At 43.9% G+C, this 18,047-nt stretch carries 17 protein-coding genes; 10 read left to right on the top strand and 7 right to left on the bottom strand.

The window, feature by feature from the left end:
- Positions 1–8: 8 nt before the first annotated feature.
- Positions 9–1,199 carry a PilT/PilU family type 4a pilus ATPase gene (locus tag ACINWC323_RS18185; RefSeq protein ID WP_009506238.1) on the bottom strand — a complete coding sequence of 397 codons (1,191 nt, stop codon included), beginning with the start codon at positions 1,197–1,199 and terminating at the stop codon, positions 9–11.
- 427 nt (positions 1,200–1,626) lie between these two features.
- On the opposite strand from ACINWC323_RS18185, the gene ACINWC323_RS18190 reads away from it, so the two are divergent.
- Complete coding sequence (locus ACINWC323_RS18190) at positions 1,627–2,325, top strand: DsbC family protein (RefSeq protein ID WP_009506222.1); 699 nt, start codon at positions 1,627–1,629, stop codon at positions 2,323–2,325.
- 55 nt (positions 2,326–2,380) lie between these two features.
- On the opposite strand, the gene ACINWC323_RS18195 is transcribed toward ACINWC323_RS18190, so the two are convergent.
- The 3 genes from ACINWC323_RS18195 to guaD form a co-directional block, all read right to left on the bottom strand.
- On the bottom strand, positions 2,381–2,632 hold the full coding sequence (locus ACINWC323_RS18195) for a GlsB/YeaQ/YmgE family stress response membrane protein (RefSeq protein WP_004660536.1): 252 nt from the start codon (positions 2,630–2,632) through the stop codon (positions 2,381–2,383).
- 232 nt (positions 2,633–2,864) lie between these two features.
- Complete coding sequence (gene hpt, locus ACINWC323_RS18200; protein WP_004776485.1) at positions 2,865–3,392, bottom strand: hypoxanthine phosphoribosyltransferase; 528 nt, start codon at positions 3,390–3,392, stop codon at positions 2,865–2,867.
- Between the two features lie 224 nt (positions 3,393–3,616).
- Positions 3,617–4,933, bottom strand: a complete 1,317-nt coding sequence (gene guaD, locus ACINWC323_RS18205) for a guanine deaminase (RefSeq protein WP_009506219.1) — start codon at positions 4,931–4,933, stop codon at positions 3,617–3,619.
- Positions 4,934–5,249: 316 nt separating this feature from the next.
- Here guaD and ACINWC323_RS18210 point away from each other — a divergent pair, with 316 nt between their 5' ends.
- Positions 5,250–5,621, top strand: a complete 372-nt coding sequence (locus ACINWC323_RS18210) for a hypothetical protein (protein ID WP_009506240.1) — start codon at positions 5,250–5,252, stop codon at positions 5,619–5,621.
- Positions 5,622–5,677: 56 nt separating this feature from the next.
- Here the strand turns inward: ACINWC323_RS18210 and ACINWC323_RS18215 are convergent, their stop codons facing one another.
- Complete coding sequence (locus tag ACINWC323_RS18215; RefSeq protein ID WP_009506253.1) at positions 5,678–6,634, bottom strand: TerC family protein; 957 nt, start codon at positions 6,632–6,634, stop codon at positions 5,678–5,680.
- A 297-nt stretch (positions 6,635–6,931) separates the two neighbouring features.
- Positions 6,932–7,846, bottom strand: a complete 915-nt coding sequence (locus ACINWC323_RS18220; RefSeq protein ID WP_009506261.1) for a LysR family transcriptional regulator — start codon at positions 7,844–7,846, stop codon at positions 6,932–6,934.
- Positions 7,847–7,951: 105 nt separating this feature from the next.
- Here ACINWC323_RS18220 and ACINWC323_RS18225 point away from each other — a divergent pair, with 105 nt between their 5' ends.
- From ACINWC323_RS18225 to ACINWC323_RS18240, 4 genes are read left to right on the top strand one after another with little or no spacing between them, the layout of a single operon-like run.
- Positions 7,952–9,184: an acyl-CoA dehydrogenase family protein gene (locus ACINWC323_RS18225; protein WP_009506209.1), complete on the top strand. Its 1,233-nt coding sequence runs from the start codon at positions 7,952–7,954 to the stop codon at positions 9,182–9,184.
- A 12-nt stretch (positions 9,185–9,196) separates the two neighbouring features.
- On the top strand, positions 9,197–10,318 hold the full coding sequence (locus tag ACINWC323_RS18230; RefSeq protein WP_009506230.1) for a phosphotransferase family protein: 1,122 nt from the start codon (positions 9,197–9,199) through the stop codon (positions 10,316–10,318).
- Positions 10,315–11,013 (top strand): histidine phosphatase family protein, encoded by a 699-nt coding sequence (locus tag ACINWC323_RS18235; protein ID WP_009506216.1) that lies wholly within the window; start codon positions 10,315–10,317, stop codon positions 11,011–11,013. The genes ACINWC323_RS18230 and ACINWC323_RS18235 overlap by 4 nt, the downstream gene beginning before the upstream one ends.
- Before the next feature lie 19 nt (positions 11,014–11,032).
- Positions 11,033–11,776, top strand: a complete 744-nt coding sequence (locus ACINWC323_RS18240; protein WP_009506263.1) for an SDR family oxidoreductase — start codon at positions 11,033–11,035, stop codon at positions 11,774–11,776.
- Positions 11,777–12,296: 520 nt separating this feature from the next.
- Here the strand turns inward: ACINWC323_RS18240 and mpl are convergent.
- Positions 12,297–13,658: a UDP-N-acetylmuramate:L-alanyl-gamma-D-glutamyl-meso-diaminopimelate ligase gene (gene mpl / locus ACINWC323_RS18245; RefSeq protein ID WP_009506255.1), complete on the bottom strand. Its 1,362-nt coding sequence runs from the start codon at positions 13,656–13,658 to the stop codon at positions 12,297–12,299.
- A 222-nt stretch (positions 13,659–13,880) separates the two neighbouring features.
- Between mpl and ACINWC323_RS18250 the strand changes: the two genes are divergently transcribed.
- From ACINWC323_RS18250 to ACINWC323_RS18265, 4 genes are all read left to right on the top strand, one after another.
- On the top strand, positions 13,881–14,234 hold the full coding sequence (locus ACINWC323_RS18250; protein WP_009506249.1) for a DMT family protein: 354 nt from the start codon (positions 13,881–13,883) through the stop codon (positions 14,232–14,234).
- Between the two features lie 134 nt (positions 14,235–14,368).
- Positions 14,369–14,881: a 5-(carboxyamino)imidazole ribonucleotide mutase gene (gene purE / locus ACINWC323_RS18255; RefSeq protein ID WP_009506226.1), complete on the top strand. Its 513-nt coding sequence runs from the start codon at positions 14,369–14,371 to the stop codon at positions 14,879–14,881.
- 109 nt (positions 14,882–14,990) lie between these two features.
- A complete protein-coding gene (locus tag ACINWC323_RS18260; RefSeq protein WP_283201997.1) occupies positions 14,991–16,118 on the top strand; it encodes a 5-(carboxyamino)imidazole ribonucleotide synthase in 1,128 nt (375 codons plus the stop codon).
- Positions 16,119–16,717: 599 nt separating this feature from the next.
- Positions 16,718–18,013: a lytic murein transglycosylase gene (locus ACINWC323_RS18265; protein WP_009506267.1), complete on the top strand. Its 1,296-nt coding sequence runs from the start codon at positions 16,718–16,720 to the stop codon at positions 18,011–18,013.
- Positions 18,014–18,047: the final 34 nt, after the last annotated feature.

Below are 18,047 nucleotides of genomic sequence, written 5' to 3'. Positions count from 1 at the left end.
GCCATTTTTTATTCCTTCTCTTCAGCGGTCTGTTCTTGCTCTGCTTTTTGTTCTGGTACCACATTTAATGCCGTCATCATGGCAACCGGTGCGCCGTCCTGACGTGTGGCTTTGAGTTTGATCTGCAAACGCAATTCATTGACTGAATCGGCATTACGCAAGGCCTCATCATAGCTAATCGCGCCTTCGTTATACAGATCGAATAAAGCCTGATCGAAGGTTTGCATCCCCAGCTCACGTGATTTACTCATAATCTCTTTCAGTGCGTGGAACTGGCCTTTTAAAATATTATCTGCAATCAACGGTGTATTCAGCAGGATTTCAATCGCTGCGCGACGCCCTTTGCCATCCTGCGTGCGCACCAATCGTTGAGAAATGATACCTTTCATATTGGATGAAAGATCCATCAGTAACTGGTTACGACGTTCTTCCGGAAAGAAGTTAATAATCCGGTCTAATGCCTGATTGGCATTGTTGGCGTGTAAAGTCCCTAGGCAAAGATGCCCTGTTTCGGCAAAGGCAATCGCATGTTCCATGGTTTCCGTATCACGGATCTCCCCAATCAGGATCACATCGGGTGCCTGACGTAAGGTATTTTTCAGGGCATGCTGCCATGAATGACAATCAACACCGACTTCACGATGGGTAATCATGGATTTTTTGTGTTTATGTACGTACTCAACCGGATCTTCAACGGTAATGATATGTCCCGCTGAGTTTTCATTGCGGTGATCAATCATGGCGGCCAAAGAGGTTGATTTGCCTGAGCCGGTACCGCCTACCACCAAGACCAAACCACGTTTTTCCATAATCACCTGTTTAAGCGATTCAGGCAGCTTCAGCTTCTGAAAGGTTGGAATTTCCGAGGTAATGGTTCGAATTACCATGCCGATCTGTAGCTGCTGTTTAAACACATTGACACGAAAACGTGAAACATGGGGAACATTGATGGCAAAATTACATTCCCATTCTTTTTCAAACTCTTGACGTTGCTTTTCATTCATTAAGCTATAGGCAAACAGTTTGGTTTTATCGGCCGTCAGTTCCTGTTGCCCGAGTGGACGCATCAGTCCCTGTAATTTAATGCTGGGCGGAAAATCTGCAGTAATAAATAAATCTGAACCACCATATTCCACTACTTTGGTCAGCATATGAAACATAAATGTTTTGGCTTCTTCGAGTAATTCTGCGCTATACATCAATCTACCTGGATCTGAATAATAAGATGGTTTGTTGCCATTCGATTTAAAAATTGCAATGAAAAGAATGATCTATATGGTTTTTAAATATGAGTTAAAACTATCCAGCCTCAAAAATACCCCAAATATTTGCTGAATCATTTCCACAGCTCATCGTTTCCTGAGGAATTATTTCAAACATGGCCCGATTGATCTAGTGATTTTCAATTTAACGTGGATATTTCAATGTGATGTGAAAATAATTGTCATTTTCTAACTAAAAATAGCTTATGAAAAGCAATCTAAAACCAGACTTGGATTGAAGCAGATGTTCCACGTGAAACATCACAGTCGTCGGTTGAATTTTGGTTGTTACTGCGTAAGCTGAGCTGTTTGGCCGTCCGATAATCATTACAATAGCGGCTGATTTTTGTATAGAGTGTCACTCATGTTAAAAAAAATTGGGATTTTCTCATTATTAAGTTGTGTTTCTGCGCTGGGCTTTGCCAATGTCGAGACCTTAAAAAGTAATTTGAGTAAACAATATCCCAATATTCAGGTGACCAACATTCAACCGACTGCAATGAACGGTTTATACAGTGCCAGTCTGGACAACCAGATTATCTATCTGGATGAAAGTGCTCAACATATGTTTATCGGGTCAATGGTGCGTTTAAAAGACCAGAAAAATTTGACTAAGGATCTGGTGATCCAGCAAAACACGGTTGATTGGAAACAGCTTCCGTTCAAAGATGCGATTAAAACCGTCAAAGGCAATGGTAAGCGTGAGTTGGCGGTTTTCTCCGATCCGAACTGTCCATATTGCAAGAAACTGGAAGCCGAGCTGGACAGGCTGAATGATGTGACCATCTATACCTTTATCTATCCCTTAAAAGCACAATCGGTTGCTGTGTCTCAATCAGTCTGGTGTAATGCTAACCCGGCCTATGCATGGAAAAACCTGCTGCAGAAGAATGTACAGCCGCAACAAAAAACCTGTGCGAATCCGTTAGAGCGTAATTTGCAGCTCGGTCGAAAATTAGCTGTAGATGGCACCCCGACCCTGATTTTTAGCAATGGATTTAAAATGGTCGGTGCACGAAGTGCTGCAGATATTCAGACGATCTGGAAAGAACTCGGCCTATAAATAAAAACGCCCAATCCATTACATGAATGAATTGGGCGTATTAATCTAGATCGTTCTAGCTTTTTTTGGTGACCAGATTGTAGATAAACAAAATAATGATCGCGCCAATCACAGAGGCAATGAAACCAGCTGCCGAATTTTCACCATATAAGCCGAGCAAGCGACCACCATAGGTTGCCAAGAGTGAACCTGCGATACCCAGTAAGGTGGTTACAATAAAGCCTGCTTTATCTTCACCCGGATGTAAAGCACGTGCAATTAAACCAGCAAAAAAACCAACGACGATTGCCACAATTAGAGACCACATTGTCTTTCTCCTTGTTTTAACAGTGATATTTATTACTATCCTGCTTTATACGGTCAAACTTTGTCTGTAGTGGATTACTGAGTTATGTCGTATTTTTGTGCTGGATTTAGCGGGTTTTGATTAAAGCACGGCTCAAAAAGCAGCTTTAGACGCATCACTCAGACCAAAGCATTCGACAGTTGATCTGAGCACAAGACAAGGTAGGAACGAGATTATTAACCGCAGGATTGGATTAAATCCCAATTTCACCAATAAATGGCAAGTGACGATATTTTTGATCAAAGTCGAGGCCATAGCCGACAATAAAGCGGTCTTCGACTTCAAAGCCCAGGAATTTCACGTCTAAAGGAATTTCACGGCGTGAGGGCTTGCTGACTAAAGTACATAACTCAATTGAGTTTGGATTACGGGTTTTCAGCATTTCAACCACTTTGCTGAGGGTATTACCTGAGTCGATAATATCTTCGACCACAAGCACATCTTTACCGTGAATTTCGCCATCAAGATCTTTTAAAATTTTGACATCACGAGAGGAAACGGTTCCACCACCATAACTAGACACGGTCATAAAATCGAGTTCATGTGGTTTGTCGATGGCACGGCATAAATCTGCCATAAAAATGACTGAACCACGTAATAAGCCGATCAGTACCAGTTCTTTATCACTTTGAGCATAGTGTGCATTGATCTTGTCGCCCAGTTCTTTCACTTTGGCTTGAATCTCTTCACTTGAAATCATAATGCGCATTGCAATGGTCATCGGTAGATTCCTAAAACTTAAAAACGGGAAAATAAAAAAGGTGTTGACCTGCAACACCTCGAAATCTTGAGCTAATCTGGCAATTTTAAAACAAAATCACTTTTCATGCACCTTTTGATGACGAAGAATGTGTTTCATTTTGAGCAGATGCGCTGTCCCGTTTCAGCAGAACTGCACATCCAATCGCAATACAGAGTAAGCCAAGTCTCTGTTTATTTAAAAATTTAGTTTTGGCTATAGGCTTTTTGTCCATAGATATAGGTTGCCTCAATATTTCGGTCATCGCCCATGGTGAATAAAGCAAATAAGCTATCTTCAACCGATTTGGAACGTGACTGACGCAGTTGTTGTAATGCGGTTGGCTGGGTATTCAAGACCACGAAATCAGCTTCTTTACCGATATTAAAGTTACCCAGTTTTTCATCCAGATCCAGCGCTTTCGCCCCACCCAGTGTAGCGTGATACAGCGATTCAAAAGCCGAGAGTTTATCGCCTTGTAACTGTTGAACTTTGTACGCTTCATTCACGGTCTGCAACAGACTAAATGAAGTCCCTGCCCCAACGTCAGTGCCTAAACCGACTTTTACTTGCTGTTCCCAGGTCTTTTGTAACGGGAACAAACCACTGCCCAAGAACAGGTTTGAAGTTGGACAGAAGGCAATCGCAGAGTCGGTTTCATGCATGCATTTCCATTCTGCATCTTCCAGATGGACGCAATGCGCAAATATAGAACGTTGGCCGGTTAAGCCATAATGATGATAGACATCCAGATAGCCGTCCTGCTCAGGGAACAGCTCTTTTACCCATGCGATTTCATCTTTGTTTTCACTTAAATGGGTATGTACATAAACATCAGGGAATTGTGCTTTGAGCTGTCCTGCTTGTTCCAGTTGTTCCGGTGTAGACGTTGGCGCAAAACGTGGTGTAATCGCGTATAAAGCACGGCCCTGTCCATGCCACTTCTCAATCAGGGCCTTAGAATCATCATAGGCGCTCTGTGCGGTATCACACAACGCTTCTGGTGCATGACGATCCATCATCACCTTCCCGGCAATTAAACGCATCTGGTGCTGTGCTGCGGCTTCAAATAAAGCATCCACAGATTCAGGATGTACCGTACAGAACACCAACGCGGTAGTGGTCCCGTTTTTAAGCAATTCATTGACAAAAAACTGGGCTATCTCTTGGGCATAAGCTTTGTCTTTAAACTGAATTTCAGTCGGGAAGGTATAGGTGTTGAGCCAGCTTAATAATTGTTCACCGTAAGCACCGACCATTTCCGTTTGTGGGAAATGGATATGCGTGTCGATCATGCCCGGGATGATCAATTGTTCTGGATAATGCTGGATTTCAACGTTTGCAGGAAGATGGGCTTGAGCGTCGTTCCACGGGCCAAACCAGCGAATTTTACCTTGTTCAGTGATCATTACGCCGTCTTCAATATAACGGACTTGATCGGCAATTTCAGTGGCTTGAGAAACGGTCTTTTGAATATCTAAGAAGCGACCACGAATTACCGTGGTTGGGGTAGCCAAAGTCATAACAACCTACAATTTTACTTTTTTCGGTTGATTGTACCTGATTTTGCCAAATTTACTGGATTATTCGGCTAATTAATGCGCTTAAAAGGTATATAAATGTGAGCAGTACTGTGAGTCATTTGATTGTGTCTTCAGCGACGCTGTATCTATATTTTCAATAAAAAGAAGTGCGTTTGAGAACAGTAGATGAATATTTGAAGACCCGGATGTGTTCTGAATCATATTATTTCATTCGCCCGGCAGTGCTTATGAAAGCTATAATCAAGTAAACACTCACTTTGCTGTCATTTAGAGTTTAGAAATCAAGAGAAAATTTATGAAAAAAACAGCGTCATTTATGTTATTGGCATGCACAATTTCGGCATGCAGTTCACACAACGAAACCTATCAAAGCACGTTTAAGCATACTCCTGAATGCCAAGCTCAGTTAATAGACATTAGCAAAGGCAATTTTAAGCTGGATGATATTGCAAAGGAGCGTTTGAGCTTTGATTTTCAAGCGACAGATAACAATGAAGAAATTATCCAAATGAATATCGCTGAAAAACAGCCAAATGCCACCCGATCAGCTGGGCGGATTAAGGTGAATAAAGCTCGAAATGAAATTTTCAACTCAACCTTTGATGATATGAATATGATTCCTATCAAGCTGGGTTCACATCCCTCTTTTATTAAAGACTGCTTTTAAAAAGTAGGTCATGATAAAAAAGGCCTGCAATGCAGGCCCTTTCTATATCCGATGGTTTATTGCGCTTGACGCTTATTGTGACGTAACGACAGATAAGCAGTGATGCTTAATACCAGAACAATAAAGCCTAACGAAATCCAGATTGGCATGTGGAATACGTCGAGCAATAACATTTTTGCACCAATGAACAGTAAGATGATGCCCAAACCATACGGTAAGTAATGCATTTTCGACGCCGCACCTGCCAATAAGAAAAACATCGCACGTAAACCCAGAATCGCCATTAAGTTTGCGGTTAAAACAATGAACGGGTCACTGGTCACGGCGAAAATTGCAGGAATGGAATCTACCGCGAAGATCACGTCAGAGGCTTCAACCAAAATCAAAACTAAAAATAAAGGGGTTGCCCATAACACACCATTCTGGCGAACGAAGAAATTGTTGCCTTCAAGCTGTGGTGTGATACGCATGTGTTTGCGTAGCCATTTCAGTAACTTGATATCTTCAATATTGGTATCTTCTTCATCCTGACCTTTCAGGAATTTAAAGCCGGTGTAGACCAGGAAGGCACCGAAGATATATAACACCCAAGAGAACTCTTGCACAAACCACGCACCAATAAAGATAAAAATGGTTCGCAGAATGATTGCACCAAGTACGCCGTAAAGCAGGATTTTACGTTGATATGCAGGCGGGATCGCAAAAGCTGCGAAAATCATTAACCAGACAAAGACGTTATCAATTGCCAGCGATTTTTCCAGTAGATAACCTGCGAAGTATTCCATGGTTTTCTGGTTGGCAATGGTCGCACCTACGGTTTGCTGTAGATAAAACCATAATCCGCCACCAAAAATCACTGCAACACTGACCCAGGCAATACTCCAGTAGGCTGCCTGTCTGATCGGCACGTCCTGGTTTTGTTTTTGCTTAAAGCCTAAAAAGTCGACCAGTAGCATCACGGTAACGAGACCGAAGAATGCGACATAGAGCCATAAATTACCGATAGTTTCCATCACAACTCCCTATCTGGCAAATGGACATAAAAAAACCTCGACCAGTTGCCAGATGAATTAATACATCTGTTTCAACATGATCAAGGTCTTGCCTACACCACGATGGATTGTGATGCTCAGAGTCCGACTTTTTGCAAAGTGTAATGACGAAGCTCTGACACCTAAGGCATTCAGCGCTTAGGTCTGGAGGAGGCTACTCCCCTTGTCAACTTATTCTGTATGGATATTGATATCCAAATATGCGTATAGAATTACATATTTTTAGACAATGTGCAAATATTCATCAGCAAGGTTGAACTAAAAAATTTTCAGGATTTCCGTGCGTAAAAATTGATGGCGTGGATGATGTTTCACGTTTTCATGCCAATACATGCCCATATTGATTTGAGGCAGCTCGATTGGCAAGGGATGGATATGTAAGGCTTTGGAATAATGCAAATGCTTGAGGATGCTTTGCGGAATGGTCAGAATGGCATCGGGATAATGGTTCAGTATCTGTAATGCCGTTGCATAATGCTGGCAACGCAGGAAAATCTGGCGGGATAATTGCTGCCGATTGAGATAAATATCCTCGAGCAGAATCCCGGTACGCCGTGAAGACACACCAATATGAGGTGAAGACAAATACAGCGATAAATTCATATTGGCCTGCTGAGTACACACCACAAAATGGTCTTCAATCAGATTTTCAAACTGTAAACTGGCTTGATATGGTTGCACCAGATCAATGACAAAATCAATCTGTTGGGCAGAAAGATCCGCCAGCATGTTTTTACGATCCAGTTTGGAGCTCAGGAACTGGATGTCCAGATTCAGTTGCGCAAAATGATGTACCAGCTGCGGAAAAATAATCGGCTCAATTTCGTCATGAATGGCGATTTTCAAGCTGTGCAACATATCAGGCACAAAGTCCTGTTGCGGTACGGCAATACTCTGAATCGTCAATAACGCGGTTTGAATGGGCTGGTAAATTTGCTCGGCATACGGAGTAGGCAGCATTTTTTGACCGCTGCGCACGAATAACTCATCGCCAAGCTGGCTACGCAAGCGTTGCAAGGCATGACTCACCGCAGACTGGCTGATACACAGCAATTGTGCCGCTTTAGAAATGCTCTTCTGTTCAAAAATCGCAATAAAAAGCGGATATAAATTAATATCAATACGATGAAAGTGCCCGACTTCCAGTAGATTACCATTATGAATCTGATTCATAGTTTTGAATAAAATAAAATCATTTCATTCATAATAAATTTTCGCTTATGGTGATGTAAAGCAGCGAATCAGCTTTCGCCAAATTTTAGATTGAGGGAGAACAGGATGTTTGCATTATCAGCGCGTGCGCAGGATTTTATTGCACGAACGCAAGCGTTTATCCAGCAGGAAATTGAACCCGTTGAAAAAGCATTCTGGGATGAGGTACATCGCCTCAATGTCGATGGTGACTGGACCCAATGGCAATGGCCTGAACAATTACAACAATTGAAAGACAAAGCCAAAGCAGCAGGCTTATGGAACATGTTCTTACCTGATGCCGAGCTTGGTGCAGGCTTATCGGTTCAGGAATATGCACATATTGCCGAACTGACGGGACGTAGCCTGCTCGCGCCGACGGTATTTAACTGTAATGCACCCGATAGCGGCAATATGGAAGTGTTGTGGCGCTATGGTAGTGATGCGCAAAAACAGCAATGGCTACAACCCCTACTCAACGGTGAAATTCGTTCCGTGTTCTGTATGACCGAGCCTGCGGTGGCATCCAGTGATGCGACCAATATGCAGGCCACTGCGGTGGTTGAGGGTGATGAAATCGTCTTGAATGGACGCAAATGGTGGTCATCCGGTTTAGGTGATCCCAATGCCAAAATCATTATTTTTATGGCCTATACGCCTGACCCAGGCAAAGATCGTCATCACCAGCATTCTATGGTACTGGTACCGGTCAATACCGCCGGCGTGACCATTGAACGTATGCTGCCTGTGTTTGGTGATTACGATGCACCCCATGGGCATGGACAGGTCAGCTTCGACAATGTGCGTGTGCCTGTTAGCAACTTCATTGGTGGTGCAGGACAAGGCTTTGAAATTGCGCAAGGCCGTTTGGGGCCTGGGCGTATTCATCATTGTATGCGCTGTGTTGGCGCGGCAGAGAAAGCACTGGAGCTGATGATTGACCGTGGCATGTCGCGCAAGGCTTTTGGCAAACAACTGCTCAAGCTGGGTGGCAATCTGGAACGTGTTGCAGATGCACGTGTGCAAATCGATCAGGCGCGTTTATTGACCTTATACGCTGCCTATAAGATGGATACGCAAGGCAATATGGCGGCATTAACTGAAATTTCGGCCATTAAAGTGGTCGCGCCAACGGTCTTGCAAAATGTGGTGGATATGGCGATTCAGATCCACGGTGGTGAAGGTGTTTCCCGTGATACACCGTTAACGGCTTTCTTTACTCAGGCGCGAAGTTTACGTTTGGCCGATGGACCTGACGAAGTCCATAAAGGCATGATTGCCAAATTAGAACTCAAAAAACGTGGCTATGGTCGTAAATAAGGATAAAAGCAAATGACAGTAATTGATATGGGCGGTCAGGTTCGTCATGGTGAGGAACTGGATATTGCAGCGGTTGAAACATGGTTAAAAAATCAGGGAGTGAGTCTGCAAGGACAGGCAAAAGTCACCCAATATTCAGGTGGTGCATCTAACTGGACCTACCGTTTAGCGTATGACAATGCTGATCTGATCCTACGCCGTCCACCGAAAGGCACCAAGGCCAAATCAGCGCATGATATGGCACGTGAATACAATGTGCAGCAGTATCTGGCACCCTTCTACCCTGTGCTGCCTGAAATGATCGCGCTGTGTCAGGATGAGAGCGTGATCGGTTGTGATTTCTATGTGATGAAGCGGATTGAAGGCATTATTCCACGTGCCAATTTACCCAAAGAATTACAGCTGGATGAACCGCAAGTCCAGCAACTGTGCCTGAATGTGCTGGATAAATTGATTGAACTGCATCAAGTGCCTTATCAAGGTACAGCGCTGGAAAAACTGGGCAAAGGTGAAGGCTATTGCCGCCGTCAGGTCGAAGGTTGGGACGCGCGCTATAGCAAGGCCCTGACACCGAATGTACCTGATTTCGCTTTCGTGCGGGAATGGTTGCAACAACATATTCCGGCCGATTCCAAAACCTGTGTAATTCATAATGACTGGCGGTTTGATAATGTCATTTTAGATCCACAGCAACCGACTCAGGTGATTGGGGTACTGGACTGGGAAATGGCGACCTTGGGTGATCCATTGATGGATTTGGGCAGTGCCCTCGCCTACTGGATTCAGGACGATGACGATGCCTTGATGAAATCCAGCCGTCGTCAGCCGACCAATCTGAAAGGGATGCTGACGCGTCAGCAAGTGGTCGATTACTATCTGGAAAAAACAGGGTTGAAGCCTGACAACTGGGCATTTTATGAAGTATTTGGTCTGTTCCGCCTAGCCGTGATCGCGCAGCAGATTTATTACCGTTATTACCATCAGCAAACCGATAATCCAGCCTTTAAAGACTTCTGGGTCCTGATTCATGCCCTGCATATTCGTGCCCTAAAATTGATTGCACAAGACAATACACAAGCCCAGCAATTAATTCCTGAATATGGCGCAAAACTGAAGGAAATTTTAACAGCATGAGCACCATATATCTGGTACGACATGGGCAGGCCTCCTTTGGGGCGGCCAGTTATGACCTGCTCTCTGCCAAAGGTGAACAACAGGCACAGGCAGCGGGTGAGTTTCTCAGCAAGACTTTAAAATCCTCTCCTTTGGTGGTGGCCGGTTCAATGCAACGCCATCAACAAACCGCGCAACTCGCTTTAGCGCAAGGTTTTGCAAAGGTACCGATTCACACTCAATCCAGCTGGAATGAGTTTGATCATCAGCATGTATTTGCACAATACGAATCCCGCTTTAATCAGCCTGAATTACTCAAACAGGATGTCGCGCAAGTTGCGAACCCACGTGCCTATCTGGCGAAAATCTTTGATGGGGCGATTGAACGCTGGATTGGAGAGCAATATGACTATGAATATCATGAGACCTGGTTAGGTTTCCAAAGCCGTGTAGAAAGTGCATTGCATGGCCTGTGTCAGCAGCTTGATGCCACACAGCAGCGTCAGGCGGTGGTGTTCAGCTCTGGTGGTGTCATTTCAGTGGCGGTGGGTCAGGTGCTGGGCTTGGATGCGAAACAGATCTTTGCGCTGAACTGGTCGATTGCCAATGCCAGTATTACGACGCTGCGTTGGGTGGATGGTCGCTTGCAATTACTGAGTTTTAATGAACATCATTATTTAAAAACACATGATGCAGAACTTCTTACATGGATTTAAACAAGAATAGGTGACGGAAATGGCAAAGACAATTTTAATTACAGGTGCAAGTTCGGGTTTAGGCGCAGGTATGGCGCGTGAATTTGCTGCCAAAGGCTACAATCTGGCACTTTGCGCACGACGTTTAGAGCGTCTGGAAACGTTACAACAGGAGTTGCAAAGCCAGTTTTCCGTTCAGGTCAAGATCAAGACCCTGGATGTGACTCATTACGATGATGTGTTTACGGTGTTTAAAGCCTTTCAGCAAGAATTTGGCAGTATTGACCGCATTATTGTCAATGCAGGTGTGGGTGATGGCCGCCGTATTGGTAAAGGGCATTTTGAGGTGAATCGTGCGACGGCGGAGACCAATTTTATTTCTGCTCTGGCGCAATGCGAAGCGGCAGTTGAAATCTTTAGAGCGCAAAATAAAGGTCATTTGGTGGTGATTTCTTCGATGAGTGCCATGCGTGGTTTACCGAAGCATTTATCGACCTATGCGGCCAGTAAAGCAGCGGTGGCGCATTTGGCTGAGGGTATCCGTGCGGAATTGCTGGGTACACCTATTAAAGTATCAACGATTTTCCCTGGTTATATTCGTACTGAATTGAATGAAGGCGCCAAGAAACTGCCGTTTGAAGTGGATGAGAAGACAGGAAGCAAGGCTTTGGTGAAAGCCATTGAGAAGGAACCAGTGAAGGCGTATGTGCCACAGTGGCCATGGTTGCCAATGGGCATAGCAATGAAGATTTTGCCGTTAAAATTGGTGAATAAACTGAGTTGATGGCAATTTAAAATGCATGTGTACATATGTTTATTTGGCAATATTTTCACAGCCTCATATAGGCTGAATAGTCGAGTTGTTTGGGGATAGGCGTTTCCTTACTTTTCAGGGATGAAAAGTAACAAAAATCCTTTGTTGAGCAGAGGGTACATCCATGTTACCCCTGCTCAACTGGCGGCATCCATGCCGCCTGTCACGATAGTAAATATCAGCAAGAAATTAATTTAATCTGAGTTCGACAAGAAAGATGATACGCGTAAACGTCATCCACAACCTGAGCTAACTAAAGCGTTTAAAGCTTTGAGTTAGTGCAAGACAAACAAAGTACGTAGTTTGTTGCTCAAGCATAGCTTTCACCTTACGGTACGGCAAAGATTATTAATCTTTGCTATTCGTCCCTCAGGTTTTGCCTACTTTTCCCGAAAGAAAAGTAGAGCGAGCCGCAGGCTGATCCAGAAATTAGATAAGAACCTGCAAGACTCCGTTAAGACAATAGTTTTTCAGAAAGTGCTGACTTTGATTATGACAAAGCTGTAATCAACTTTTGGTGTAAACCACCAAAACCGCCATTGGACATGATCACCACAGCATCCCCCTCACCTGCTTCATTCACCACACGGGTAATGATCTCATCCAATGAACGGCTGACTTCTGCCTTGTTTGCTGATGCCGCAATCACAGGTTGCAAATCCCAATCCAGACCTTCAGGTTGATACCAGATCACTTCATCCGCTAAACGCGCTGAATGTGCCAAACCATCTTTATGGCTGCCCATACGCATGGTATTTGAACGTGGTTCAATGATCGCCCATAGCTTACGTTCACCTAGACGTTTACGCGCGCCGTCCAGTGTGGTTTCAATGGCAGTTGGGTGATGGGCAAAGTCATCATAGACTTCGATGCCACGCACTGTCCCTAACAGCTCCATACGGCGTTTTACCCCACCGAAGTTGGATAAGGCTTCACAGGCCTGTTCAAGGCGAACCCCCACGTGTTGCGCAGCAGCAATGGTCGCTAAGGCATTGGCAACGCTATGTTGCCCAGTCATGTTCCATTTCACCTCACCCACGACCTTGCCCTGTTCAAGCACTTTAAAGTGGCTACCATCCGCACTGATCAACTCAGCAGATAACGCGGCTTGTGCATTTGGCTCTAGACTGGTACGAATCACTGGTGTCCAGCAGCCCTGCTCCAAGACTTCATCAATGTTGGTTTCAGTAATGGGCGCAATAATACGACCTTCACTTGGAATGGTACGGACTAAATGATGGAACTGTTTTTGAATCGCAGCGAGATCATCGAAAATGTCAGCGTGGTCAAATTCAAGGTTGTTTAAAATTGCGGTTTTAGGATGATAGTGAACAAACTTAGAACGCTTGTCGAAGAATGCAGAATCATATTCATCCGCTTCAACACAGAAATATTGACCACCACCTAAACGTGCACTTTCACTAAAACCAAGCGGTACGCCGCCGATCAAGAAACCTGGATTTAAACCCGCCTGATCCAGCACCCAGGCCAGCATTGTCGTGGTAGTGGTTTTACCATGTGTACCTGCGACACCGAGTACGTGTTTGCCTTGCAGCACATGGTCTGCCAGAAATTGTGGGCCAGAAATATAAGGCAGGCCTTCATTCAGCATATATTCAATCGCATCAATGCCGCGTTTCATGGCATTACCGACGATCACAAGATCAGGATGCGGCTGTAAATGGCTACGGTCATAGCCCTGCATCAGTTCAATACCCGCATTTTCGAGTTGAGTTGACATAGGTGGATAAACATTGGCATCTGAACCTGTGACTTTATGTCCTAAATCTCGTGCGAGTAGAGCCAAAGACCCCATAAATGTGCCACAAATACCCAAAATATGCAGATGCATAACGCGCCTTCTCCACTGCTCTTCATACAGCACTGATATCGTATGTATGATTGTCGTTATCAATAAAAATCAAACGCAACGATAGCAAGGCTTGCATGGAAAAGATAGTCAAAATTCGTTGTTGTTGTTTAGTTCTAATTCTGCAGATGAATGCTAAAATTTCAGGGTTTTTACAAGCATATCTTCTCTGCGATTCACCCTTGATCTGGATACCAGCACATTATGTTGAGCCCTACTCTTTTAGCGTTATGTTTGTTGATTATTTCCAACTGTTTTATGACCTTGGCATGGTATGGACATCTGAAAATCCTGCATGATGCGCCGCTCTGGCAAGCGATCCTGTTTAGCTGGTGTATTGCCCTGCTGGAATACAGTTTTATGATTCCTGCCACCAAATTGCTCAACCAGCATGGCTGGAGTCTGGGAGAAATGAAGATTACCCAGGAAGTGGTGACATTAATGGTGTTTGTGCCCTTTATGATTTTTGTCTTTAAACAGCCGTTTAAGCTGGACTATATCTGGGCAATGCTGTGTTTAATGGGTTGTGTCTATTTTGTATTTCGAAACCAGAGCTAATTTTCGTGAAGCAGTTCACGCGTTCTTTTGTTGGGGATGCTTGAAAAAACCGCTATAATATTTGCCAATTTATTCCTTCGTGCTTGGCGTAAGTCGAGATACTTCTCTATTTTTATCATGTTTTGGAAAAGCCAATGAATGCGGTCGCAACAGATAGCCAACCTTTAGTCGGAATTATCATGGGTTCTCAATCAGATTGGGCAACACTTGAACATACCGCTAACATGCTCAAACAGTTGGGTGTTCCTTTTGAAGCTGAAGTGGTTTCTGCGCACCGTACCCCGGATCGTTTGTTTGAATATGCTGAAACAGCTCGTGATCGTGGTATTCAGGTGATTATTGCAGGCGCTGGTGGTGCGGCACATTTACCGGGGATGTGTGCGGCTAAAACTGATTTACCTGTACTGGGCGTACCGGTTAAATCATCGATTTTAAATGGTGTCGATTCATTGCTTTCAATCGTGCAAATGCCAGCAGGTATTGCGGTAGGTACTTTGGCGATTGGTCAGGCTGGCGCAACCAATGCAGCGATTATGGCAGCGCAGATTTTAGGCTTAAACCGTCCAGACATCGCTAAAAATGTAGCGGATTTCCGTACTGCACAAACAGAAAAAGTATCGAGCAATAACATTCCTGGTCATGAGTGAGGATAAGCAAAGCAACGCTTTGCCCGAATGCAAGACAAGGACTTTGTCCGAGTAAGAGGATAAGCAAACTTAAAGCATCGCTTTAAGGCTTTGCCCGAGCAAAAGAGTTATAGATATGAATAAAACCATCGGTATTTTTGGTGGCGGACAGCTTGGACGTATGATGGCGCAAGCGGCATTGCCACTGAATATTCAATGCACCTTCTTTGAGACAGAAACGGATTGCCCTGCTGCAATTTTAGGTCCGGTATTTTCTAGCCAAAATCCGCAAGGCTTGCAAGATTTCATTGCCAGTGCGGATGTATTTAGTCTTGAATTTGAAAATACGCCTGTAGCGGATGTGGATGTTTTAACTCAAAGCAAAACCCTGCACCCGCCTCGCCTTGCGTTAGCGACTGCACAAAACCGTTTGGCTGAGAAAAGTTTGTTTGATGAGCTCAACATTCCTGTTGCGCCGTATCGTGCTGTGGATAGCTTAGAGAGCTTAAAACAGGCGGTTGCTGATCTTGGCTTACCGATAGTCTTAAAAACCGTGACAGGTGGCTATGATGGTAAAGGCCAGTTCGTATTACGTACTGAAGATCAGATCGACACGGCTTGGGCTGAACTTGGCCCTGCAAAAAGCCTGATCGCTGAAAGCTTTGTTAAATTCAGCCGTGAAGTCTCGATTATTGCGGTGCGTGGACAAAACGGCGATGTGAAAACCTGGGCGCTGGCAGAAAACCATCATCATAACGGCATCTTGTCCCATTCGATTGTACCAGCGCCAAATAGCGTTGATTTACAGCCCGTGGCACAAGATTATATTACCCGTTTGTTAAACCACTTGAATTATGTCGGCGTGCTTACACTTGAATTGTTTGTAACCGAGCAAGGTCTCTATGCCAATGAAATGGCATGTCGTGTACATAATTCAGGTCACTGGTCGATTGAAGGTGCGATTTGCTCGCAATTTGAGAACCATATTCGTGCGGTTGCCGGTTTACCTTTGGGCTCAACTGAAGTGATTCGTCCAACGGTGATGATCAATATTATTGGTCAGCATCCAAAATCTGAAGATGTTTTGGCGCTAAACGGTGCGCATTTACATCTCTATAATAAGTCTGAGCGTACAGGTCGTAAGCTGGGACATATTACCTTGATGCCGAATAATTCAGATGATTTAACCGCTTTATGCCGCCAATTGGCACAAATTTTACCTGTACCATTGGCATTAACAGCAGATATGATCCTCTAAACTTATCCACAATAGCTCAAAAAAAGCGATCTTCGGATCGCTTTTTTCATTCTGCGCTGTTTTTAAATTTAAAATAATAAAGTTGAGCCGTTGTGGATAACTTATTTTAGGTATTTTGAATTTAAAATTATGGGGGTAATTTGAATTTAAATATGCAGTGGATAAGTTGTTCTGTATTTTAAATTCAAAAAAGAGCGCCTGTTTTAAATTTAAAAGTTAAGACCATGGTGGTTTTTAAATTTAAATCATGGGCTGTGGATATCTATTTCTTCTAGAATAACAAGATGAAAAATATAAGCTTAGCGTCTTCTAGATGTTTTGTTCGCATCATGTACTGTTTAAATCGAAGAAATGAATTTAAAAGTGGATAAGTTTTTTAAATTTAAATGCTCAAGTTATCCAGTATGGTATTTTTGAATTTAAATTGGACTTGTTGATAACTTTTAAATTTAAAATAAAGCCTGAATTATGAATTTAAAAGCAGGATTTTAAATTTAAAAACCGAGAAATGAATTCAAAGTTACGTTTCCAAACTATACATCTTCATATAGCGTGTTAAGGTGGAGAGGAAATTTAAATTCAAAAGTTTTGGTTCAGTCATGAAACGTCATTTTTCTTTTTTTCTAGGCACTGCCTTATTTACTTTTTTCAATCAGGCGCATGCCGAGCTGGTGATTAATGGTGCAGCCGTTTCTACACCAGCCACGACCGCACCGGTCGCCAGCAATTATACACCCAATTCTAATTTTCAGGGCTGTATTGCCAATTTGCGTTCGCAGGCCATCGCATCCGGTGTTTCTGGTTCGACCTATGATCGCTATACCCAAAATTTAACCCCAGATTATTCCGTGATTGATAAATTAAATTATCAGCCTGAATTTTCGACACCGATCTGGGATTATTTGTCTGGCCTTGTGGATAACGAGCGCGTTCAGGCAGGGCAGCAAAAATTAAATCAACACCGTGCAGTATTGAACCGTGTCGAGCAGGCCTATGGTGTCCCTGCGGAAACGGTTGTGGCCGTGTGGGGAGTGGAAAGTAATTATGGTGATATTTCCGGTAAATATCCTTTATTACAGGCTTTAGGAACATTAAGTTGTGAAGGTCGCCGTCAAAGTTATTTCCGTGGCGAGTTTTTTGCCACCATGCGTATTTTACAGCGCGGTGATTTAACGCAGGATCAGCTGTACGGTTCATGGGCTGGGGCTTTTGGTCATACCCAGTTTATGCCATCGACTTATGAACGTTTAGCGGTTGATTTTGATGGTGATGGCCGTCGTGATCTGGTTTCTAGTACTACAGATGCTCTGGCTTCAACAGCAAACTTCTTAAAACGGGCAGGGTGGCAAACCGGTATGCCATGGGGCTTTGAAGTCAAAATCCCGCAAGGCATGTCGATTTCTGGTGAAAGCCGCCGTAATAAAAAGCCGTTAAATAGCTGGATAGCCCAAGGTGTGACCCGGGCCGACGGTACCGCATTGATTCAAGGTAATTTATCTGGCAGCACCCCGGCAGGGCTGATTTCTCCAGCCGGTGCTAATGGTCCCGTGTTCTTGGTATTTAAGAACTTTGACGCGATTTATAGCTATAACGCGGCTGAAAGCTATGGTTTAGCCATTGCCCATTTATCGGATCGTTTACGTGGTGGTACACCATTCTTAACTTCATGGCCAACCGACGATCCAGGTACTTCACGTGCGGAACGTCGTGAAATTCAACAATTTCTAGTACAACGCGGTTATGATATTGGGACTGTGGATGGATTGATTGGTGATAAAAGCCGTCAGGCTATTCGCCAGGAGCAAACCCGTTTAGGCTTAAATCCGACCGGACGTGCAGGGCAGCAGATTTTACGCGCTTTCCGTCAGGAACAAGCCAAACAAATGATGCAATAATTGATGCATTAAAAAAGGTCTGCCATATGCAGAC

The sequence above is a fragment of the Acinetobacter sp. WC-323 genome, from assembly GCF_000314615.1.
GTDB lineage: Bacteria > Pseudomonadota > Gammaproteobacteria > Pseudomonadales > Moraxellaceae > Acinetobacter > Acinetobacter courvalinii.
Note: the sequence above shows the minus strand (reverse complement) of the source record. Positions and strands in the feature narration are given on the sequence as shown.

What these genes read in the sequence shown, in the direction of transcription:
- mpl (WP_009506255.1), bottom strand. Translation starts at nt 13,658, where the DNA reads ATGCATCTGCATATTTTGGGTATTTGTGGCACATTTATGGGGTCTTTG.
- ACINWC323_RS18215 (WP_009506253.1), bottom strand. Translation starts at nt 6,634, where the DNA reads ATGGAAACTATCGGTAATTTATGGCTCTATGTCGCATTCTTCGGTCTC.
- purE (WP_009506226.1), top strand. Translation starts at nt 14,369, where the DNA reads ATGAATGCGGTCGCAACAGATAGCCAACCTTTAGTCGGAATTATCATG.
- ACINWC323_RS18190 (WP_009506222.1), top strand. Translation starts at nt 1,627, where the DNA reads ATGTTAAAAAAAATTGGGATTTTCTCATTATTAAGTTGTGTTTCTGCG.
- ACINWC323_RS18195 (WP_004660536.1), bottom strand. Translation starts at nt 2,632, where the DNA reads ATGTGGTCTCTAATTGTGGCAATCGTCGTTGGTTTTTTTGCTGGTTTA.
- ACINWC323_RS18240 (WP_009506263.1), top strand. Translation starts at nt 11,033, where the DNA reads ATGGCAAAGACAATTTTAATTACAGGTGCAAGTTCGGGTTTAGGCGCA.
- ACINWC323_RS18210 (WP_009506240.1), top strand. Translation starts at nt 5,250, where the DNA reads ATGAAAAAAACAGCGTCATTTATGTTATTGGCATGCACAATTTCGGCA.
- ACINWC323_RS18265 (WP_009506267.1), top strand. Translation starts at nt 16,718, where the DNA reads ATGAAACGTCATTTTTCTTTTTTTCTAGGCACTGCCTTATTTACTTTT.
- ACINWC323_RS18185 (WP_009506238.1), bottom strand. Translation starts at nt 1,199, where the DNA reads ATGTATAGCGCAGAATTACTCGAAGAAGCCAAAACATTTATGTTTCAT.
- ACINWC323_RS18230 (WP_009506230.1), top strand. Translation starts at nt 9,197, where the DNA reads ATGACAGTAATTGATATGGGCGGTCAGGTTCGTCATGGTGAGGAACTG.
- guaD (WP_009506219.1), bottom strand. Translation starts at nt 4,933, where the DNA reads ATGACTTTGGCTACCCCAACCACGGTAATTCGTGGTCGCTTCTTAGAT.
- ACINWC323_RS18225 (WP_009506209.1), top strand. Translation starts at nt 7,952, where the DNA reads ATGTTTGCATTATCAGCGCGTGCGCAGGATTTTATTGCACGAACGCAA.
- hpt (WP_004776485.1), bottom strand. Translation starts at nt 3,392, where the DNA reads ATGACCATTGCAATGCGCATTATGATTTCAAGTGAAGAGATTCAAGCC.
- ACINWC323_RS18220 (WP_009506261.1), bottom strand. Translation starts at nt 7,846, where the DNA reads ATGAATCAGATTCATAATGGTAATCTACTGGAAGTCGGGCACTTTCAT.
- ACINWC323_RS18235 (WP_009506216.1), top strand. Translation starts at nt 10,315, where the DNA reads ATGAGCACCATATATCTGGTACGACATGGGCAGGCCTCCTTTGGGGCG.
- ACINWC323_RS18250 (WP_009506249.1), top strand. Translation starts at nt 13,881, where the DNA reads ATGTTGAGCCCTACTCTTTTAGCGTTATGTTTGTTGATTATTTCCAAC.